Here is a 19,405-nt window from a genome sequence, read left to right as displayed (position 1 = left end):
ATATGCATAGTTATGTTATTTTATGCATTATTTTATACACAACAAAAAGCGTTTATATTGTTATTTTATTTATTTTTATTTTATATATTGCATAAAAATAAAAGTGCTGATACAATACAAACATCGAATAAATATTCTATTAAACTTTTAAATATACATTATTAGGGGGAAGAAAGATGAAGAAGTTATTATCAATATCGTTTGCACTTATTTTAATTGTAAGTATATTCAGCGCTTGTAGTAATGGGGAATCGAAAGAAACAAAAGGAAATAAGAAAGTACTCGTAATGGGGACTTCAGCAGATTATAAACCATATGAATACGTGGAAGCTTCAAAAAGTGATGAAATTATTGGTTTTGATGTTGATGTTGCTAAATATATTGGAAAAGAACTTGGGTATGAAGTGAAAGTGAAAGATATGGATTTTGGTGGTTTATTAGCATCTCTTAGTTCAGGAAAAGTTGATTTCGTAATGGCAGGTATGACGCCAACTGCAGAGCGTAAAAATAATGTTGATTTTACAGATATTTATTTTGTTGCGAAAAATATGGTCGTTTCTAAAAAGGATTCTAATATTAAATCTGTAGAGGATTTAAAAGGGAAAAAAGTAGGAGTACAAACAGGATCTATTCAAGAAGAGAAAGCAGCAGAATTTAAAAAACAAGTAGATTTCCAAGTTGAGGGACGTGACCGTATACCAGAAATCGTACAAGAAATTAAAGCCGGTCGTTTTGACGCTGCAATTATAGAAGACACAGTTGCTAAAAATTATTTAGAGAAAATGAAAGATTTAAAAGGAATTGAAATTAAAGAAGCGCCAGAAGAAGTTGGAGCAGCAATTGCCCTTCCGAAAAATAGTGATAAAACAGCTGAATTTAATAAAGTAATTAAAAAAATGCAAGAAAATGGAGAAATGGATAAATTAGTGAAGAAATGGTTTGGCAGCGAAAAATAAGCTGCCTTTCACTTTTCTTTGAGGGGAATGAAAAGGATGAACTTAGATTTTTCGGCGATTACGCCTTCGATACCATATATACTAAAAGGTTTAGAAGTTACTTTGAAAATTGTAGCAGTATCAGCTTTAGCAGGATTTATTTTAGGAACATTATTAGCACTTTGTAAAATTGCTAGAATACGAGCGTTAAATATAGCAGCAGATTTTTATACATCAATTTTTCGTGGTACACCACTTGTATTGCAATTAATGATTATTTATTTCGGCGTCCCGCAAATAATTGGTTATGAAATACCAGCATTCTTAGCAGCTGTACTTGCATTTAGCTTGAATTCAGGTGCATACATGTCAGAAGTGATTCGTGCTGGTATTCAAGCAGTTGATAAAGGACAAACAGAAGCAGCGATGGCTTTAGGGATACCGTACGGAAAAATGATGAGAAATATTATTTTCCCTCAAGCATTAAAAAATATATTACCAGCTCTTGTGAACGAATTTGCGACACTTACGAAAGAATCGGCTGTAGTAACAGTAATAGGCGCGACTGATTTAATGCGTCGTGCTTACATCGTAGGCGGTGAGACATTTAAATATCTTGAACCATTACTTTTTGTTGGACTGATTTATTATATGTTAGTCATTATTCTTACATTAGTCGGGAAGGCAATTGAAGGGAGAATGAAGAAAAGTGATTAAAATTGAAAACCTTCATAAATCATTTGGTAAAAACGAAGTATTAAAAGGAATTACAACAACGATTGAAAAAGGGGAAGTAGTTGCAATTATAGGACCTTCTGGATCAGGAAAATCAACATTTTTACGTTGTATGAATATGTTAGAAGCACCAACGGATGGTCACATTTGGATTGGAACGGAAGAAGTAACGAATCCGAAAACGAATGTTATGCATGTTCGTGAAAATGTCGGTATGGTATTTCAGCATTTTCACTTATTTCCTCATATGACTGTATTAGAAAATATTACGTATGCTCCTATCAATGTAAAAGGGGTAACGAAGCAAGAAGCTGAAAAGAAAGCTGAGAAACTTTTAGAAAAGGTTGGATTAGTAGATAAAAAAAATACGTATCCGAATCGTTTGTCGGGAGGACAAAAGCAACGTGTAGCAATTGCAAGAGCGTTAGCGATGGAACCGGAAGTTATGTTATTTGATGAACCGACATCGGCGCTAGATCCAGAGATGGTGAAAGAAGTGTTAGAAGTTATGAAATCGTTAGTTACGACAGGAATGACGATGGCTATCGTTACACATGAAATGGGCTTTGCAAAAGAAGTGGCAGATCGTGTTCTTTTCTTGGACGGAGGAAAGCTTGTAGAAGATAGTGCGCCAGAAGAATTTTTTGCAGCGCCGAAAAGTGAACGTGCGCAACAATTTTTACAAAAAATATTGTAATATGAAAAGGTTATGTGAATAATAAGTAGAAAAGGATGACATTGTGTCATCCTTTTTTTATACTAGCTGTAAATACGTTTATACATATAGGAGCAATGATATGTTCAAAATTGGATACCGTACAGTAAAAACAGCAATTGGGACAGGCGCGGCAGTTTTTATTGCTCAGTTATTAGGATTAGAATTTTATAGTTCAGCGGGTATTTTAGTTATTTTATGTGTACAAAATACGAAGCGCAAATCGCTTCAAGTGTCGTTACATCGTTTTCTAGCGTGTGTATTATCAATGGTATTCGCGTTTTGTATTTTTGAAACGATCGGCTATACACCACTTGCAATTAGCATATTGTTACTTACATTTATTCCGACTGCAGTTATGCTCAAAATTCAAGAGGGTATTGTCACGAGCTCAGTTATTGTTATGCACCTGTATTCATTGAAGCAAATTACATGGCTTATAGTTGGAAATGAAATTGCTATATTAACGATAGGGATTAGCGTGGCTCTATTAGTGAATATGTATATGCCGAGTAGTGAAAATAAGCTAAAAGAGTATCAAGATAAAATAGAGAGTAATTTTAAAACGATTTTGTTTGAAATGGTTGTGTATTTACGAAATCGAGAAAGTAGTTGGAGTGGAGCAGAACTCATTGAAACCGAGAATATGTTAAATGAGGCAAGAGATTTATCGTTTAAAAAACTTGAGAATGCATTTATGCGAGAAGATGATTATTACTATCGTTATTTTAATATGCGTATGCAACAATTCGAAATTTTAGAGCGAATGATACCACTAGCAGCTTCTTTATCGTGGACATATGAACAAGCTGACATGATTGCAGATGTTGTTGAAAACATTGGTAATGCTATTAGCCCTGAGAGTACTGGCGTTATTTCCTTAAGGCAGCTTCAAGAAATGAGGGAATTATTTAGAGACATGCCATTGCCAGCTACACGCGAAGAATTTGAGATACGTGCGAAACTTGTTCAACTTGTGTATGAAATGGAACAATATTTACTCATTAAAAGTCGCTTTAAGGGAAAGGATAATATAAAAGAACTTATATAGAAGGTAGGAATTATCTATGCCGTATCTTCTCTCTATCATATTATGTCTTTCTTTATCGCCGCTTTGGCCTCTTGGGGATAATCCGCGTGCCGGAGATCCTTTTATTATTGTAAATAAAGCAACGAATAAATTAGCTTACATTGACGATGGAAAGATTCAAAAAGTTTTTCCAGTAGCGACAGGGAAAACGAATGAATTAACTCCAGAAGGAACTTTTGATGTTGTAATGAAAGCGAAGGACCCGTATTACATTGCGAAGAATATTCCGGGTGGATCGCCAAAAAATCCACTTGGGTCAAGGTGGATTGGGTTTAATGCAAGAGGAACTGATGGAAGTAAATATGGAATACATGGAACAAACCAACCGAGTTCAATTGGAAAGTATATTTCACAAGGATGTATAAGAATGAAGAAAAACGATGTGGAATATTTGTTTGATCGTATTCCAATTGGAACGAAAGTATGGATTGTGAAATCGAAAAAATCATTTCAGCAATTGGCAAAAGAAAAAGGAGCCGTTGCATATGAAAAAGCCAACGAAAAGGTTGGCTTTTTCTATTGTAATAAGTTGTCTTGACATGTGTACATAACCATGCGTTAATGAAAGTATAGAAAGATAAAATTAGATAAAGGGGTTGCTCATATGTACTTGAATCCAAAACTTTCGTATATGCAGTTTTTTATGGGATTTCTATTTGTTATTACATTCATATTGGCAACTTTTAATATATGTTCTTATCTTGTAGCGATTGTATGTATGGCATTACTTAATCTCACTTTTGTTATTGGAGCATTTCAGCAGAAACAATATACAAGTTTTGTAATAGCACTTGTAATGTCATTTTCCTTTAGTATTGTAGCGATTGTGTTTTATATAAAATAAACCATCTCGATGTCGAGATGGTTTATTTTTTCATGTGTAAAAAGTAAAAAAAGGACGAACACATCGCCCTTTTTACCAAAACATACTCGCGCCAGCAAGTAATGTTGTTACAAGCATAGAAATTAGCATCACATAAACCATAATTTTTTGAGCTTTTTTATGCATCGTTATACCTCCTTGCAAATCAGTACAATTTCATTGTAACGAGAAATGAAATTATGGACAAGGGGAGAGTGAGGACAAAATTCGGGAGGGGATTGCAAAATATAACAGGAAATTTGAGTGTGTATAGAGAATATAGTTAAAGGATATATTGTTAATTTTTAGTTGGGCAAGCTGAAGAATGGAGATACGATGATGAAAATATACGAAACAGATCGTTTATACTTAAGGGAAATAGATGAGTCGTATGCTGAAACAGTTCTTCAATATTACGACAGAAATCGTGAATTTTTAAAAGCTTGGGAAGAGTATAGACCGGATGATTTTTTTACGCTAGATTATCAAAAGAAAAAGTTGCAAAAGGATAGAAAAGAGTTCGAAGACGGGAAAATCATCAGACTATGGATTTTTAAAAAGGGTGATGATACAAAAATAATTGGGTGTATTTCATTTAATTTAATCGTTCGTGGCATTTATCAATCTTGTGTACTCGGTTATAAATTAGATAAAGCAGAGTTAAACAAAGGGTATACGACAGAAGCACTTAGAAAAGCAATTCAAGTTGCTTTTGAGGAATTTCAGTTACATCGTATAGAAGCTCCGATTATGCCTCGTAATTTAGCATCTATACAAGTGGTGACGAAGATAGGTTTTCAATATGAAGGCGTGTCTAGGAAGATGTTAATGGTAAATGGCGTGTGGGAGGATCATATGCGCTGGGTATTGTTAAATGAGTAATAGAAAGCAGATGGTTATCTAGACATGTAAACCATCTGTTTTTTGTCTTGTATTTCGAAACTTTTGCGAAATTCTGTTATAATTAGTAGTGTTACATACATAATGGTAGTGCAGGAGGCGCAGTCTTATGATTAATCAAGAACGTTTAGTAAATGAATTTATGGAATTAGTACAAGTAGATTCTGAAACGAAATTTGAAGCAGAAATCTGCAAAGTATTAACGAAGAAATTTACAGATTTAGGTGTAGAAGTATTTGAAGATGACACAATGGCTGTAACTGGTCATGGTGCAGGCAACTTAATTTGTACTTTACCAGCAACAAAAGATGGTGTTGATACAATTTACTTTACTTCTCATATGGATACAGTAGTTCCTGGTAATGGAATTAAGCCTTCTATTAAAGATGGATATATCGTATCAGATGGTACAACAATTTTAGGTGCGGATGATAAAGCTGGATTAGCATCAATGTTCGAAGCAATCCGTGTTTTAAAAGAGAAAAATATCCCTCACGGTAAAATTGAATTTATTATTACAGTCGGAGAAGAATCAGGTCTTGTTGGTGCAAAAGCTTTAGATCGTGAGCGTATTACAGCGAAATATGGCTACGCATTAGATAGCGATGGAAAAGTTGGTGAAATCGTTGTTGCAGCTCCAACACAAGCGAAAGTGAACGCAATTATTCGCGGGAAAACAGCTCACGCTGGTGTAGCGCCGGAGAAAGGTGTATCTGCAATTACTATCGCAGCGAAAGCAATTGCGAAGATGCCACTTGGTCGCATTGACTCTGAAACGACTGCAAATATTGGACGTTTTGAAGGTGGTACACAAACGAATATCGTTTGCGATCATGTACAAATCTTTGCAGAAGCTCGTTCGTTAATCAATGAGAAAATGGAAGCACAAGTTGCGAAAATGAAAGAAGCATTTGAAACAACTGCAAAAGAAATGGGCGGTCATGCAGACGTTGAAGTAAACGTTATGTACCCAGGATTTAAATTTGCTGATGGCGATCACGTTGTAGAAGTTGCAAAACGTGCAGCTGAAAAAATTGGTCGTACACCTTCTCTTCACCAAAGTGGTGGCGGAAGTGATGCAAACGTAATTGCAGGACACGGTATTCCAACAGTTAACTTGGCAGTTGGTTATGAAGAAATTCATACAACAAACGAGAAAATTCCTGTTGAAGAGTTAGCAAAAACAGCAGAATTAGTTGTTGCAATTATTGAAGAAGTAGCGAAGTAATGGAATAGAAAAAGCGTGTAAATCAATTGTGATTTACACGCTTTTTATTTTGACTCGATTGCTTTGACAAGACGTATAAGCCAATATAAGAAAAACTATGGAAGTATATACGTTGTTGCTATATGTACTAGACGAGGGAATAATCCTAACGTATTCATATTGAAAATCGGAAGTAGTAAATAATTAATTGCAATGATTAATATAACTACAAGGAATGTATAGTTGAGTTTGGCCCGCCATTTGCCGGGCAGTAAGCCCCCCACCTCAAAATTCAGCGAAAGCAAAGAAGTTAGGTGGGGATCGGGCTGCTTGTAAAAGTCCAATTGGTGAGGGCTAATAATCAGTGGGGGATGAATAACCCCCCACTGATTAAAGTTTCACTTTATTAGTTGATTTCATCATAATCAGCCCCTTTCACATATATATCCTCTTTATATCGATTATAAAAAAGAACAAGTAATTATTATAACTATTGTGCAAAATTTGATATAATAAAAGAACGAACGTTCTGATTAGGGAGTGAGTACTATGCGAGAAATGTATCCGAAAAATGGTCATGTAATTTTACATGTAGATATGAATTGCTTTTTCGCATCTGTTGAAATTGCTCATGATCCATCATTACAAGGAAAGCCATTAGCGGTTGCTGGAAATGAAAAAGAGAGAAAAGGAATTATCATAACATGTAGTTATGAGGCGAGAGAATACGGAATACGTACGACGATGCCCCTTTGGGAAGCGAAAAGGTTATGCCCGCAATTAGTTGTAAGGCGTCCTAATTTCACATTATATCGCGAAGCTTCATTTCAAATGTTTCAAGTCCTTTCCCGTTTTACAGAAAAGATACAACCAGTCTCAATAGATGAAGGATATTTAGATATTACAGATTGCTACGCACTTGGTTCTCCTCTTGAAATAGCAAAGATGATTCAACAAGCACTATTAACAGAGTTGCAGCTTCCGTGTAGTATTGGAATCGCTCCAAATCTTTTCCTAGCAAAGACCGCTTCAGATATGAAAAAACCACTTGGTATTACCGTGCTTCGAAAACGCGATATTCCAGAACTGATTTGGCCACGTCCAGTTGGAGCAATGCATGGAATTGGTGAGAAAACAGCTGAAAAATTAAATGATATTCATATACAGACAATTGAACAGTTGGCAAAGGGAGACGAGCATATCATTCGCGCTAAAATTGGCAAGCACGGTGTTGATTTGCAAAGGCGTGCAAAAGGTATGGATGATAGGGAAGTGGATCCGAGTCAAATGGGACAGCATAAAAGTGTCGGTAACTCGATGACTTTTTCAAAGGATATGGATGAAGAGAAAGAATTACTTGATATGTTAGAACGTTTATCAAAGTCAGTGAGTAAAAGGTTACAAAAGCGAACCCTTGTCAGCTATAATATTCAAATTATGATTAAATACCATGATAGGCGAACAGTAACACGGAGTAAGCAATTGAAAAATGCGATTTGGGAAGAACGCGATATTTTTCAAGCAGCATCCCGTTTATGGAAGCAACATTGGGATGGTGATTCCGTTCGTTTACTAGGTGTTACAGCTACTGAAATAGAGTGGAAGACAGAATCGGTGAAACAATTAGATTTGTTTTCATTTGAAGAGGATGCAAAAAAAGAACCGCTACTTGCTGTCATTGATCAAATTAATGATAAGTATGGAACACTGCTTTTACAACGAGGTAGTCAACTACTACGTAAGCAAGAGAAGTCGTTTCAACAAAAGTTAGAAAATAAATTTATGTAGAAGGTGTCATGAAGTAGTAAAAATCATGACACCTTTCCTATTTAACTCGCTTCTAAATCTAAAGAAGTCTTCCATCCAGCTCCAGTAACGCCAGATTCTAATAGCATTCTACTTACTATTTTTTCAATTAAGATAGCTGCATTTGTCTTGCAATGTAATATAGCCTGTATACAAACTTTTTGATTAGAATCTACATCTTCACTATACAACTCTTTTAAACTGAGCCCTTCTGTACTTACCATATGCATAAGTAAAAAACGAATATGTGCTTCAGTTTCTTCTGAACAAGTAAGGGAAAGTAAGTAGTTCGTTTGTTCAGGTGATTCTTCTTTTGATTTTTTATTCATAAAAAGAGCAATTGGGCGAAGAAGTATATTTGCTAGTAACACGCCGGCTGCACCTAATATAGCTGCAACGAGGAAACCGGCGCCTGTAAGAGTACCGACAGCAGCTGCACACCATAAAGTAGCTGCCGTATTTAGCCCTCTAATACTAAAACCATCGCGGATAATAACGCCACCCCCTAAAAAACTAATGCCACTAACGACTTGAGCAGCAATGCGGGATGGGCTAGCATCATGATCAAGCATGACGGATAATAAAACAAATATACAGGCACCAAGTGATACGAGAGCATTTGTCCGTAACCCAGCCATTCGATGTCTCCATTGTCTTTCCATTCCGATGCAAGCTCCTACAATAATTGCTATAACTAATCTGAATATAATGTCGTACCATACCATCATGGTCACCTCCATATATAAATATGTGTTATGTCTTTTAGAATGAGCGGGGAATACCCACTCATTCTTATTTTTACAACCAGCTATGAAACTTTTTAATATAAAGCTTTTTCAGGAATTGTGTTAAAAAAGCGTAGCCTAATAGTATTCCTACTAACCAAGGGAAGTAGCTAAGTGGCAATGCTTGTAAACCAACGGCTGCACCAAGTGGTGAGAATGGAATATAAATCCCGATTGCCATAATAAGAGCGGTTAATAAAACGACGGGTGTTGATGCAGTGCTTTGAATAAATGGAATCTTCTGTGTTCGTATCATGTGAACAATTAAAGTTTGAGTTAACAATCCAACCACAAACCAACCGGACTGGAATAATGATTGCTCGCTCGGTGTATTTGCGCCAAATACATTCCACATGACTACGTATGTGATAATATCAAATATGGAACTAATTGGGCCGATACAAATAATGAAGTTTCGTAAGTTTGCAGTATCCCATTTTCGGGGTTTTTCTAGAAACTCTTTATCCATTTTGTCCCATGGAATAGAAAGTTGTGAAATATCATAAAGTAAGTTTTGAATTAAAAGGTGAATGGCAAGCATCGGTAAAAAAGGAATGAAAGCACTCGCTACTAACACGCTAAACACATTACCGAAGTTAGAGCTAGCTGTCATCTTAATATATTTTAAAATATTTCCGAATGTAGTACGTCCTTCTACAATCCCGGCTTCTAATATAGTTAAACTTTTTTCGAGTAGAATAATATCAGAAGCTTCTTTCGCAATATCAGTAGCAGTATCAACAGATATTCCGACATCAGCTTCACGTAATGCTACAGCATCGTTAATGCCGTCTCCCATGTAACCTACAGTGTGTCTGTTTCCTTGTAATGCGTGTATAATGCGAGATTTTTGCATTGGATTAAGCTTCGCAAATACAGTCGTTTCTTCAGCAAGTTTTGCTAATGCTTTATCTGGTAAAGAATCAATCTCGTAACCGAGGATTGGTTCGCCGATATCTAATCCAACTTCTTTACAAACTTTTCGTGTAACAATTTCGTTATCGCCAGTTAAAATTTTTACTTGTACACCATGCTTTTGTAATGCTTGAATTGCAGCTGCTGCAGATGGTTTCGGTGGATCTAAAAAGCCGATATATCCAGCGAGAATCATATCAGTTTCGTCTTTTACTGCGTACTCTTTATCATTTATGTTTCTATCTTTTTTATAAGCCACAGCAATAACCCGCATACCTTCACTATTCAATGTCTCGCTTAGTTTTTTGACATTTGAGCGTATTTCCTCAGTGAGTGTAACGATTTTTTTATCCACTTCAGTGTAGTTGCAAATTGATAAAATTTCTTCTACGGCACCTTTACAAACCATTGTATGTTCACCTGAAATATCTTTTACGATGACTGACATACGCCGGCGGGCGAAATCGAATGGAATTTCATCTAGCTTTTGAAAAGCTGATGGGTCAAATGTATTGTTTTCCTCTGTATGCTTAATAACAGCTTTATCTATTAAGTTTTTCAATCCAGTTTGATAGAAACTATTTAAATAGGCAAATTGCAAGACACGATTGCATTTATTTCCATTAGAATCTAAGTGACGAACAAGGACAACTTTATCTTCTGTTAAAGTTCCGGTTTTATCTGTACAAAGAATGTTCATAGCACCTAAGTTTTGAATAGAATTTAGCTGTTTTACAATTACTTTTTGTTTAGACATGTTAACGGCACCTTTAGCTAAATTAGCAGTTACAATCATTGGTAACATTTCAGGTGTAAGACCAACAGCAACGGCAATAGCGAAGAAGAAAGCTTCTTGCCAATCTCCCTTTGTGAATCCGTTAATGAGAAGGACGATAGGCGCCATAATAAGCATGAATGTAATTAAGAGCCAGCTTACTTTGTTTACACCTTTATCAAAGCTTGTTTCTACACGCTTTCCGATTACCTTATTTGCTAAAGAGCCGAAATACGTATCGGTACTTGTTGAGATGACAACAGCTTTTGCGCTACCACTTACAATATTTGTTCCCATGAAGCAAAGGTTTTCCATATCGAGTGGATTGTAATTTTTTTTCATGTTTTTCGGTAAGATATGCTTATTTTCTGTATGGTAGCAGTGTTCGTATTTTTCTATAGGAAGTGCTTCCCCTGTCAAAGAAGATTGATTAACAAATAAATCTTTAGCGGATACAACACGCACATCAGCTGGAACGATATCACCAGCTGAAAGGGAAATAATATCGCCAGGTACAAGCTCTTCAATTGGAATTTCTGTTGTGTAATTTCGATTTAAATTCGTTACATTTTTTGTTTCATGTACAAATCCATTTATTCTAAATACGCTCGCAGTTGTTCGAACCATAGCCTTTAAATTATCGGCAGCTTTTTGAGAACGAAATTCTTGGGAAAACCGAATCGTTGCACTAAGTAGTACCATTGCAGATACGACAATTGTTCCTTGTATGTCATCTGTGAAAAAGGAGAGTGCCCCAAGAGCTAATAAAACGAAAATAAATGGATTTTTAAATGCCAGCAGAAATTGAATGTACCACGGCGCCATTTTATTATGAGCTATTTCGTTCGGACCGTATAAAGAAAGTCTACGAGCCACTTCTTGTTTAGATAATCCATCTTGTGTTGTTTCTAGAAGTTTTAACGCAGAGATTACATCTTGTGTTGCAACCTCCACTAATAATTCGTTATTTGTTTTCATGCTATCTTGCTCATAAGCATGCTTTGTTTCTTGTCTTTGTAAATTAAACATCGGTAGTTCCTCCTCTGTCATGAAGGAGGAAACAATCTGTTACCTAACTAACTATTTGAAATGGTGAGGAACAGTTTCTTTCCTACCTACATGATGAAATATGAATGTAAAACGTATGGGTATCTGGGCCGAATCATCAATTGCCAACTGTTCCTCACCTCCGTACAATTTAGTAGTTTCTGAATATGCTATGTTTGTTTCATAGTAAGGTGCATATAGACGTAAAAAGACCTTTACTCAAAACGAGTAAAGGTCTGAATTCGCAGTTAAAAGAGTCCACAACAAAGACTGCTAGTAGACATAAATAAAAACAGTTTTTGTGTATGACAAAATACATGCACCTCTCCCTCGTTGAGTTTTAGCACTGTATAGCATAGGTACTGAAACCAGCTACGTTAAAAAAGGCCTTCATTCCGACCTTTCCTGTTGACCCATTGGCGTCTCTCGACATTTTTGGGCAGCAGCGTTTCTCTATACAGGAGCCTCACCTAACAGAGACCATATTCAATTACATGTTGAATGTTAGCACTGTAAAATCGTAGTGTCAATATCTTTTTTATCTGTGTTTTTAAAATATTAAATGGATTTATAATAGATATATGGGATGAAATACATGATATTAATTATAAATAATGTGGAAAATAAATATTTTTATAAAAGGGGAATTTGTAATGGTACCACAAAATTTTATTATAAATATTGAGAATCAAAAGTGGTTGTTTAATGAGCAGGAAGATTTATGTTCTCACGGGGAAATTTATTTAAATGTGGATGGAACGATTATTACGCGGACAGGTATGGATGAGGAATGGGGAATAAGTGAATCAGCTTTAGCTCTGTTACGAACTTTAGATAAAGAATATATTTGTGATATTGAAAATGAAGAGGGGCTTATTTTGCACGGATGTGGCACTATGCTCATGTTAGGATGCCCAATTTCAATTCATTGGACTATAAACCATATAGGTGAAAATGTGGTTTTAAAGGATTTTGTCAAAGTTATTTCTACTGATCAAAAGGCTATATACTATGAAGGGCTTCATATAGAATTGAATGAAAATGAATATAGAAAACAAATTGTTTCTTTTGCACTACAAGCAAAAGAATTATTTAATAAATCAAGTGAAAAGATAATTTTAAATGAGCTTGAGCGAAGTATGTATACCGACTTTTGGACGGAATATGATCATTTGTTAAATAAGTATAAATAAAAAAGCACTGTAACCAGTGCTTTTTTATTATAGATTACGAGATTGTAGGGTTTTCAAAAATAACAATCTCTGAACTGTTTGTAGTTGAAACGCGTTGGGCGTAATATGTTAAAGCTGAAGAAATATATGCTGGTAACGTATCATTTGTATGTGATGTTGTATATTCATGGATTAATTCCTTTAAAGTTGTCCATTCTAATTGTGCTGGGTGATCAGACACGAAAGAACTTACCCAGCGATCAAATGAAGATGAAAAATCAGTTTGTAAACGAAATACTTCTTTCATAATAAAACGCTCCCTTAAAATGTAGTATAATTATTTTACCACAAAACACGAACGATTGGTAAATTTTTTAAGTATAACGTTCGTGTTATATAGTTGTCTAGATGATTGGTTATGTAAATTCGATTTGCCATTTGAAATAACATTCCGTAAGATGAGAGATAGAGTATATTTAGAGCTGGAGGAAAGAAAGTGGAATTTGTATTTTTAGGAACTGGTGCAGGTGTTCCTTCAAAAGGAAGGAACGTTTCAGCAATTGCTTTACAATTGTTAGAAGAACGAGGACAGACTTGGTTATTTGATTGTGGCGAGGCCACGCAACATCAAATATTACATACATCGGTACGTCCGCGCCGCATTGAAAAAATATTTATTACGCATTTACATGGCGATCATATTTTTGGATTGCCTGGTTTATTAGGTAGCCGTTCATTTCAAGGAGGAACTACGCCTTTAACGGTGTATGGACCGAAAGGAATTAAACAATTTATTGAAGTGGCATTATCGGTAAGTACGACACATGTGAAATATCCACTTGAAGTTGTGGAGATAACAGAAGAAGGTACCGTATTTGAAGATAATGAATTTTATGTAGAAACGAAAAGATTGTCACACGGTATAGAATGTTTTGGATATCGTATTGTAGAGAAAGATATACAAGGTGCTCTTTTAGTTGATAAATTGCTTGAGATGGGTGTGAAACCAGGTCCAATCTTTAAACGTTTAAAAGATGGAGAAGTAGTTGAATTAGAGGATGGCACGATATTAAATGGAAATGAGTTTATCGGCCCACCTCAAAAAGGAAGAATTATTACTATCTTAGGTGATACGCGATATTGCGAAGCGAGTAGGGAGCTTGCGCAAGATGCAGATGTACTTGTCCATGAAGCGACTTTCGCAGCAGAAGATGAGCAACAAGCGCATGATTATTTTCATTCCACATCTAAGCAAGCTGCGAGCATTGCACTTCAGGCAAATGCGAAGCGATTAATCTTAACTCACATTAGTTCTCGCTATCAAGGAGATACATATAAGGAATTATTGAAAGAGGCAAGAGAGTTGTTTTCTAATACAGAAATAGCGACAGATTTGAAATCATTCCCAGTAGAAAAATGATAATTTTGTAAAAAATGGTAACGATGGGTTACCATTTTTTTATGTCTAAAAAAATTTAAAAATAAAACTGTTATTATTTTATGCTTATACTTGGATGATACAGAAAATTAGAATGGTTTGAATATATACGATAAAAATACGAAATAATGATTATTTAGAAAAACTGTTATATAAGTCAGATGACATACAAGTGATACAAATAGCAGGAATGGACTTTTATTCAGAACTTTTAAAATTCAACAAAAGTAAGCGTTTTATAAAAAACAAGCTATAATGAGGGCAGATTATAATTTATGATAAGTCACATGCTTTTTAGTTATTATCGTAACAAGTGAAGTTGACTAAACCATGAGAGAGTAACATGAGAATTATAATAGGAAAGATATCACTTGTTTATGCTATGCTTGCAATGGCTTCTGTGTTAAACTTTGGATTGCTACCAGACTTTATTGTGGATTATCTTATATCATTTTTTTAATGAAAATAATACTAAGATTCTTATGTATTATGATAACTGGTATTATTTCAGGTTATATTGGATTACTTTTATTCAAAAATTATCCAATTCATACAGCAGAACAAATTCGTGGTACAACTGGAAAAGCGACAGATGTAGCAGCTTAATAGAATAGTAGAATAAATTTTTTTCATAGAGGTTTAGGGGGAGTTATGATGAAGTATCGCTCAGTATTTGATATTATCGGTCCAGTTATGATTGGACCATCAAGTTCACATACAGCAGGCGCGGCAAGAATGGGGCAAGTTGCTCGCCAGCTGTTTCGTCATGAACCAGAAAGAGTAAGCATTTCGTTATATGGATCATTTGCAAAGACGTATCGAGGGCATGGTACCGATGTAGCACTAATCGGTGGAATATTGGGATTTGAAACAGATGACTTACGTATTCCAGAGGCGCTAGAAATAGCAAAAGAGCGCGGAATTGAAGTGGAATTCATTGAAGAAGATGCCAATGCACCTCACCCAAATACAGCAAGAATTCGTTTGTATAAAGGTGAAGAAGAAATTGAAGTTGTTGCTTGCTCAATTGGTGGCGGTAAAATTGAAGTTGTAGAATTAAACGGATTCGATCTTCAATTATCAGGCACAAGTCCAGCACTACTTATTGTAAATAACGATCGCTTTGGTGCTATTGCAGCGGTGGCTTCAATCCTTGCTACACACGAGATTAACATTAGTACAATGAGTGTTTCTCGTAAAGAAAAAGGAAGAAGAGCGCTTATGGTTATTGAAACAGATGAATTATTAGCAGATGAAGTGATTGAAGAAATAAAAGCGCAACAAAATATTTGTCAAGTAACTATTATGGATTAATTGCAGGGGGGACACACCATGTTTCGGAACGCAGCGGAACTAGTGGCGCAAGCTAAAGAACAAAATGTAAAAATCGCAGAAATTATGATTCAATGTGAAATGGAAACAAGACGTATTTCACGTGAAGAAGTAATTGCTGGTATGGAAAAGAACTTAGTCGTGATGGAACAAGCAGTAGAACGTGGTATTCGCGGCGTGAAATCACCAACTGGTTTAACTGGTGGAGATGCTGTAAAAGTTCAAGCGTATATGAAGAGTGGAAAAGGCTTATCTGGAGATACGATTTTGGATGCAGTAAGCAAAGCTGTTGCAACAAATGAAGTAAACGCAGCGATGGGAATTATTTGTGCAACACCAACAGCAGGGTCTGCTGGAACAGTGCCAGGTGTACTATTTGCACTAAGAGAAAAATTGCAGCCTACACGTGAAGAAATGATTGAGTTCTTATTTACAGCAGGAGCTTTCGGTATGGTTGTTGCGAATAATGCTTGTATTTCTGGTGCGGCAGGAGGATGCCAAGCTGAAGTTGGTTCAGCAAGTGGAATGGCGGCTGCAGCTGCAGTTGAGATGGCTGGTGGAACACAAGATCAAGCAGCTACAGCGATGGCAATTTCATTAAAGAACATGCTTGGTTTAGTGTGCGATCCTGTTGCAGGACTTGTAGAAGTGCCTTGTGTAAAACGTAATGCAGCAGGAGCTGCGAATGCGATGATTTCAGCAGATTTAGCATTAGCTGGTGTAACGAGTACAATTCCATGTGATGAAGTAATTGAGGCAATGTTTAGAATTGGACAAACGATGCCAGTAGCACTTCGTGAAACAGCAGAAGGTGGACTTGCAGCAACGCCGACTGGTCGTCGCCTGCAAGAAGAGATTTTTGGGAAGAACAATAACTAAGTGTAAAAATAGAAAAAGGAGCTCAAGTTTATTTGAGCTCCTTTTTCTATTTTTCTTTTGTTAGTTGTTCTAATGTTTTTCCAAGATTATGTGATCGTTCCGTTGCCTGTGTAATACAAGAAATAAGTGCTTGTTGAAATTCATGTTCTTGTAATACTTCAATACCTGCTTCGGTAGTTCCACCAGGAGAAGTAATTTCCTTTCGCAAAATAGAAGGGTGCTTGTCACTTGCTTTTAGCATTTCAGCAGCACCAATCATCGTTTGAAGAATAAGTGATTTTGCAACATCTTCTTTTAAACCAATTTTTTTTGCAGCTTCTTCCATAGCTTCCACTACGTAATAAATATAAGCAGGTCCACTTCCGGATAATGCAGTGACAGCATGCATATCATCTTCCTCTACAACAGAGACGAGACCGATCGTTTCAAATAAAGATGTTGCAGTGCGAATATGTTCCGCTGTTGCATGTTTTGAAGGGGAGATAGCGGTAGCTGATTTTAGAATGGCTGCGGATGTATTTGGCATTGCACGAATAATTGGAACGTCTTTTTGAAGTAGTTTTCTAATTGAGTGAGTAGAAACACCTGCTAGTAATGAAATAATAAGCACGTTATTATTTATGTATTCTTTAAAAGGGGTAAGCGCCTCTGCAACATCCTTTGGTTTCATTGCTAGAAAAAGAATATTTGCATCAGTAAGTAATTCTTTTTTATTATGAGTACCTTTGACACCGTATTTTTTATGTAGCTCTTGTAATCTCGTCTCGTTAGAACGATTACTTACAGTAATTTGTTCACCTTTAACAACATTTGCATGTAACAAGCCACCAATAATAGCTTCAGCAATAGAGCCTGCACCGAGAAAGGAAATGTTTTGAATAGACATGATGTTCCTCCTTTAATTTTGGTTAGAAATTCTTATAAATGTACATACATTCGTTTTCTTATAGGAAACACCTCTTTTTATCTGAAAATAATGACAAATATATATAGAAGTTGTAAACTGAAGAAGTATTCATTTTTGAACCGGAAAGAGACAGGGGGGCTAAGCATGACGGCGATTCACCGAATGGAGATTCCTGTACCATTTGCAGTGGAAACTGTGAATGTGTTTTTAGTTGAGGGGGAGACATTAACATTAATTGATACAGGGACGAATACAGAAGAGGCAAGGAATGCGTTAGAAAGTCAATTAGGTGCATTAGGATATACGATAGAAGATATTGAAACAGTAGTCATTACGCATCATCATGCAGATCATTGTGGACTTTTAAATATATTTTCTGAGAAGACGAATATTATTGGACATCCTTGGAATGAGCCTTGGATCACACAAAATCCAGAATTTTTAAAGCGGTATCATGAATTTTTTAGAGAGACGGCCTTACAGTTTGGTGTGCCAGCAGCATTTTTGAAAGACGAGTCGTTATTGACGACGAGGACACTTAAATATTCTTGTAATAGATCGTTAACGCATACTGTGAGAGAAGGAGATCGTATTAATTCTTTGCCTGGATTTACAGTGCTTGAAACACCAGGCCATGCTTCTACTCATATTTCTTTATATAGAGAATCTGATGGAATATTAATTGGTGGAGATGCTCTCATTAGTCATATTTCTTCGAATCCAATACTAGAACCACCATATGAAGGGCAAACAGAACGGGCACGCCCATTACTACAATATAATCAAACATTACAGCGTTTAAGCGAAATGAATATTTCACGCATTTTATCAGGGCATGGGGAAGATGTTCTAAATGTGAAACAACTTATTGAAACGAGATTACAAAAGCAAGAAACACGTGCTTTTAAAGTACTTGAGTTATTAAAGGAAAAACCAATGACAGCATTTGAAGTATGTGTAAAACTATTTCCGGTATTATATAAAGAACAATTACCACTTACTATTTCAGAAACGGTTGGACAATTGGACTATTTAGCATATAATCAACAAGTGATGATTGATGAGTCATCGCAACAATTGATTTATTATGCAAAGTAGGTGACAGCAATGACAGGACGTTTACAAAATAAAGTAATCGTCATTACAGGTGCTTCTAGTGGGATTGGTGAGCAAGTTGCAATGCAAGTTGCAGCACAGGGAGCGACTCCAGTATTAATGGCTCGAACAGAAGAGAAACTACAAGCGTTAGTAGACAAAATTAAAGAAACTTATAATACGCCTTGCTATTATTATGTATTAGATGTAAGTGATGAGATGGAAGTACAGTCTGTTTTTTCAAAGGTATTACAAGAAGTGGGACGTATTGATATATTAGTAAACAATGCGGGATTTGGTATTTTTAAAACGTTTGAAGATGCGTCAATGGGTGAAGTAAAAGATATGTTCCAAGTAAATGTATTTGGATTAGTAGCATGTACGAAAGCGGTACTACCTTATATGGTAAACAAGAATGAAGGACATATTATTAATATTGCTTCACTTGCTGGAAAAATTGCAACTCCGAAATCGAGTGCTTATGCAGCAACGAAACATGCCGTATTAGGATTTACGAATAGTTTACGCATGGAATTAGCCAATACAGATATTTATGTTACAGCAATTAATCCAGGTCCGATAGATACAAACTTTTTTGAAATAGCGGATCAATCTGGTACATATGTAAAGAATATGGGACGTTACATGTTAAAACCAACATACGTAGCAGAACAAATCGTAAAGTCGATGCACACGAAAAAACGTGAAGTAAACTTACCGAAGTGGATGGGAATTGGCCCGAAACTTTATGCTTTATTCCCAGGTTTATTTGAACGTGTAGCAGGTAAATCATTAAGTAAAAAATAGGAG

At 35.8% G+C, this 19,405-nt stretch carries 20 protein-coding genes and 1 riboswitch; of the genes, 15 read left to right on the top strand and 5 right to left on the bottom strand.

Annotated elements, in window-relative coordinates; translation table 11 throughout:
• Window positions 1-176 precede the first annotated feature (176 nt).
• The 6 genes from BCG9842_RS20695 to BCG9842_RS20670 all read left to right on the top strand — a co-directional run bounded on the left by BCG9842_RS20695 (window position 177) and on the right by BCG9842_RS20670 (window position 4,319).
• Window positions 177-956 (top strand): transporter substrate-binding domain-containing protein, encoded by a 780-nt coding sequence (locus tag BCG9842_RS20695; RefSeq protein WP_000735462.1) that lies wholly within the window; start codon window positions 177-179, stop codon window positions 954-956.
• Between the two features lie 36 nt (window positions 957-992).
• Entirely contained in the window at window positions 993-1,652 is a 660-nt protein-coding gene (locus tag BCG9842_RS20690; protein WP_001046915.1) for an amino acid ABC transporter permease, read from the top strand.
• Window positions 1,645-2,367, top strand: a complete 723-nt coding sequence (locus BCG9842_RS20685; RefSeq protein ID WP_000590203.1) for an amino acid ABC transporter ATP-binding protein — start codon at window positions 1,645-1,647, stop codon at window positions 2,365-2,367. Before BCG9842_RS20690 ends, BCG9842_RS20685 begins: the two co-directional genes overlap by 8 nt.
• A gap of 100 nt (window positions 2,368-2,467) precedes the next feature.
• Window positions 2,468-3,436, top strand: a complete 969-nt coding sequence (locus BCG9842_RS20680) for an aromatic acid exporter family protein (protein WP_000472671.1) — start codon at window positions 2,468-2,470, stop codon at window positions 3,434-3,436.
• Between the two features lie 16 nt (window positions 3,437-3,452).
• Window positions 3,453-4,013 (top strand): L,D-transpeptidase, encoded by a 561-nt coding sequence (locus BCG9842_RS20675; RefSeq protein WP_001146571.1) that lies wholly within the window; start codon window positions 3,453-3,455, stop codon window positions 4,011-4,013.
• A gap of 66 nt (window positions 4,014-4,079) precedes the next feature.
• Window positions 4,080-4,319 carry a DUF3894 domain-containing protein gene (locus BCG9842_RS20670; RefSeq protein ID WP_000281167.1) on the top strand — a complete coding sequence of 80 codons (240 nt, stop codon included), beginning with the start codon at window positions 4,080-4,082 and terminating at the stop codon, window positions 4,317-4,319.
• A 72-nt stretch (window positions 4,320-4,391) separates the two neighbouring features.
• Here the strand turns inward: BCG9842_RS20670 and prli42 are convergent, their stop codons facing one another.
• The gene (gene prli42, locus BCG9842_RS30315; RefSeq protein ID WP_000549037.1) at window positions 4,392-4,484 is read right to left on the bottom strand and encodes a stressosome-associated protein Prli42; all 93 of its coding nucleotides are present in this window, start codon (window positions 4,482-4,484) and stop codon (window positions 4,392-4,394) included.
• A 189-nt stretch (window positions 4,485-4,673) separates the two neighbouring features.
• On the opposite strand from prli42, the gene BCG9842_RS20665 reads away from it, so the two are divergent.
• The 3 genes from BCG9842_RS20665 to BCG9842_RS20655 all read left to right on the top strand — a co-directional run bounded on the left by BCG9842_RS20665 (window position 4,674) and on the right by BCG9842_RS20655 (window position 8,232).
• The gene (locus BCG9842_RS20665; protein ID WP_014894891.1) at window positions 4,674-5,219 is read left to right on the top strand and encodes a GNAT family N-acetyltransferase; all 546 of its coding nucleotides are present in this window, start codon (window positions 4,674-4,676) and stop codon (window positions 5,217-5,219) included.
• Window positions 5,220-5,346: 127 nt separating this feature from the next.
• A complete protein-coding gene (locus BCG9842_RS20660) occupies window positions 5,347-6,465 on the top strand; it encodes a tripeptidase T (RefSeq protein ID WP_000609803.1) in 1,119 nt (372 codons plus the stop codon).
• Between the two features lie 528 nt (window positions 6,466-6,993).
• The gene (locus tag BCG9842_RS20655; RefSeq protein WP_001208844.1) at window positions 6,994-8,232 is read left to right on the top strand and encodes a DNA polymerase IV; all 1,239 of its coding nucleotides are present in this window, start codon (window positions 6,994-6,996) and stop codon (window positions 8,230-8,232) included.
• A 41-nt stretch (window positions 8,233-8,273) separates the two neighbouring features.
• On the opposite strand, the gene BCG9842_RS20650 is transcribed toward BCG9842_RS20655, so the two are convergent.
• Complete coding sequence (locus BCG9842_RS20650; protein ID WP_000262340.1) at window positions 8,274-8,975, bottom strand: MgtC/SapB family protein; 702 nt, start codon at window positions 8,973-8,975, stop codon at window positions 8,274-8,276.
• A 73-nt stretch (window positions 8,976-9,048) separates the two neighbouring features.
• Window positions 9,049-11,754 carry a magnesium-translocating P-type ATPase gene (gene mgtA, locus BCG9842_RS20645; RefSeq protein ID WP_000482683.1) on the bottom strand — a complete coding sequence of 902 codons (2,706 nt, stop codon included), beginning with the start codon at window positions 11,752-11,754 and terminating at the stop codon, window positions 9,049-9,051.
• A gap of 335 nt (window positions 11,755-12,089) precedes the next feature.
• A riboswitch (M-box (ykoK) riboswitch) is annotated at window positions 12,090-12,257 on the bottom strand.
• Window positions 12,258-12,425: 168 nt separating this feature from the next.
• Between mgtA and BCG9842_RS20640 the strand changes: the two genes are divergently transcribed.
• Entirely contained in the window at window positions 12,426-12,965 is a 540-nt protein-coding gene (locus BCG9842_RS20640) for a hypothetical protein (RefSeq protein WP_000249065.1), read from the top strand.
• A 34-nt stretch (window positions 12,966-12,999) separates the two neighbouring features.
• Here the strand turns inward: BCG9842_RS20640 and BCG9842_RS20635 are convergent, their stop codons facing one another.
• On the bottom strand, window positions 13,000-13,251 hold the full coding sequence (locus BCG9842_RS20635) for a DUF3932 family protein (RefSeq protein ID WP_000665709.1): 252 nt from the start codon (window positions 13,249-13,251) through the stop codon (window positions 13,000-13,002).
• 189 nt (window positions 13,252-13,440) lie between these two features.
• On the opposite strand from BCG9842_RS20635, the gene rnz reads away from it, so the two are divergent.
• The 3 genes from rnz to sdaAA all read left to right on the top strand — a co-directional run bounded on the left by rnz (window position 13,441) and on the right by sdaAA (window position 16,593).
• Window positions 13,441-14,364 (top strand): ribonuclease Z, encoded by a 924-nt coding sequence (gene rnz, locus BCG9842_RS20630; protein WP_000397454.1) that lies wholly within the window; start codon window positions 13,441-13,443, stop codon window positions 14,362-14,364.
• A 672-nt stretch (window positions 14,365-15,036) separates the two neighbouring features.
• Window positions 15,037-15,696: an L-serine ammonia-lyase, iron-sulfur-dependent subunit beta gene (gene sdaAB / locus BCG9842_RS20620; RefSeq protein ID WP_000877451.1), complete on the top strand. Its 660-nt coding sequence runs from the start codon at window positions 15,037-15,039 to the stop codon at window positions 15,694-15,696.
• Window positions 15,697-15,714: 18 nt separating this feature from the next.
• The gene (gene sdaAA / locus BCG9842_RS20615; protein ID WP_000489454.1) at window positions 15,715-16,593 is read left to right on the top strand and encodes an L-serine ammonia-lyase, iron-sulfur-dependent, subunit alpha; all 879 of its coding nucleotides are present in this window, start codon (window positions 15,715-15,717) and stop codon (window positions 16,591-16,593) included.
• Between the two features lie 46 nt (window positions 16,594-16,639).
• Here sdaAA and proI read toward each other — a convergent pair whose 3' ends face one another.
• A complete protein-coding gene (gene proI, locus BCG9842_RS20610) occupies window positions 16,640-17,479 on the bottom strand; it encodes a pyrroline-5-carboxylate reductase ProI (RefSeq protein ID WP_000027254.1) in 840 nt (279 codons plus the stop codon).
• Between the two features lie 165 nt (window positions 17,480-17,644).
• Here proI and BCG9842_RS20605 point away from each other — a divergent pair, with 165 nt between their 5' ends.
• Complete coding sequence (locus BCG9842_RS20605; protein ID WP_000125124.1) at window positions 17,645-18,598, top strand: MBL fold metallo-hydrolase; 954 nt, start codon at window positions 17,645-17,647, stop codon at window positions 18,596-18,598.
• A gap of 9 nt (window positions 18,599-18,607) precedes the next feature.
• Window positions 18,608-19,402, top strand: coding sequence for an SDR family NAD(P)-dependent oxidoreductase (locus tag BCG9842_RS20600; protein WP_000147789.1), 795 nt, complete (start codon window positions 18,608-18,610; stop codon window positions 19,400-19,402).
• Window positions 19,403-19,405: the final 3 nt, after the last annotated feature.

Origin of the sequence: Bacillus cereus G9842, from assembly GCF_000021305.1 — a bacterium.
In the GTDB taxonomy this organism is placed as follows: Bacteria; Bacillota; Bacilli; order Bacillales; family Bacillaceae_G; genus Bacillus_A; species Bacillus_A thuringiensis_S.
The sequence above is the reverse complement of the archived record's forward strand: the minus strand, read 5'-3'. Positions and strand labels throughout refer to the sequence as shown.

Bases quoted from the DNA above. Each gene is read 5' to 3' on its own strand.
- BCG9842_RS20695 (WP_000735462.1), top strand. From the start codon at position 177: ATGAAGAAGTTATTATCAATATCGTTTGCACTTATTTTAATTGTAAGT.
- BCG9842_RS20690 (WP_001046915.1), top strand. From the start codon at position 993: ATGAACTTAGATTTTTCGGCGATTACGCCTTCGATACCATATATACTA.
- BCG9842_RS20680 (WP_000472671.1), top strand. From the start codon at position 2,468: ATGTTCAAAATTGGATACCGTACAGTAAAAACAGCAATTGGGACAGGC.
- BCG9842_RS20675 (WP_001146571.1), top strand. From the start codon at position 3,453: ATGCCGTATCTTCTCTCTATCATATTATGTCTTTCTTTATCGCCGCTT.
- BCG9842_RS20670 (WP_000281167.1), top strand. From the start codon at position 4,080: ATGTACTTGAATCCAAAACTTTCGTATATGCAGTTTTTTATGGGATTT.
- prli42 (WP_000549037.1), bottom strand. From the start codon at position 4,484: ATGCATAAAAAAGCTCAAAAAATTATGGTTTATGTGATGCTAATTTCT.
- BCG9842_RS20665 (WP_014894891.1), top strand. From the start codon at position 4,674: ATGATGAAAATATACGAAACAGATCGTTTATACTTAAGGGAAATAGAT.
- BCG9842_RS20660 (WP_000609803.1), top strand. From the start codon at position 5,347: ATGATTAATCAAGAACGTTTAGTAAATGAATTTATGGAATTAGTACAA.
- BCG9842_RS20655 (WP_001208844.1), top strand. From the start codon at position 6,994: ATGCGAGAAATGTATCCGAAAAATGGTCATGTAATTTTACATGTAGAT.
- BCG9842_RS20650 (WP_000262340.1), bottom strand. From the start codon at position 8,975: ATGGTATGGTACGACATTATATTCAGATTAGTTATAGCAATTATTGTA.
- mgtA (WP_000482683.1), bottom strand. From the start codon at position 11,754: ATGTTTAATTTACAAAGACAAGAAACAAAGCATGCTTATGAGCAAGAT.
- BCG9842_RS20640 (WP_000249065.1), top strand. From the start codon at position 12,426: ATGGTACCACAAAATTTTATTATAAATATTGAGAATCAAAAGTGGTTG.
- BCG9842_RS20635 (WP_000665709.1), bottom strand. From the start codon at position 13,251: ATGAAAGAAGTATTTCGTTTACAAACTGATTTTTCATCTTCATTTGAT.
- sdaAB (WP_000877451.1), top strand. From the start codon at position 15,037: ATGAAGTATCGCTCAGTATTTGATATTATCGGTCCAGTTATGATTGGA.
- sdaAA (WP_000489454.1), top strand. From the start codon at position 15,715: ATGTTTCGGAACGCAGCGGAACTAGTGGCGCAAGCTAAAGAACAAAAT.
- proI (WP_000027254.1), bottom strand. From the start codon at position 17,479: ATGTCTATTCAAAACATTTCCTTTCTCGGTGCAGGCTCTATTGCTGAA.
- BCG9842_RS20605 (WP_000125124.1), top strand. From the start codon at position 17,645: ATGACGGCGATTCACCGAATGGAGATTCCTGTACCATTTGCAGTGGAA.
- BCG9842_RS20600 (WP_000147789.1), top strand. From the start codon at position 18,608: ATGACAGGACGTTTACAAAATAAAGTAATCGTCATTACAGGTGCTTCT.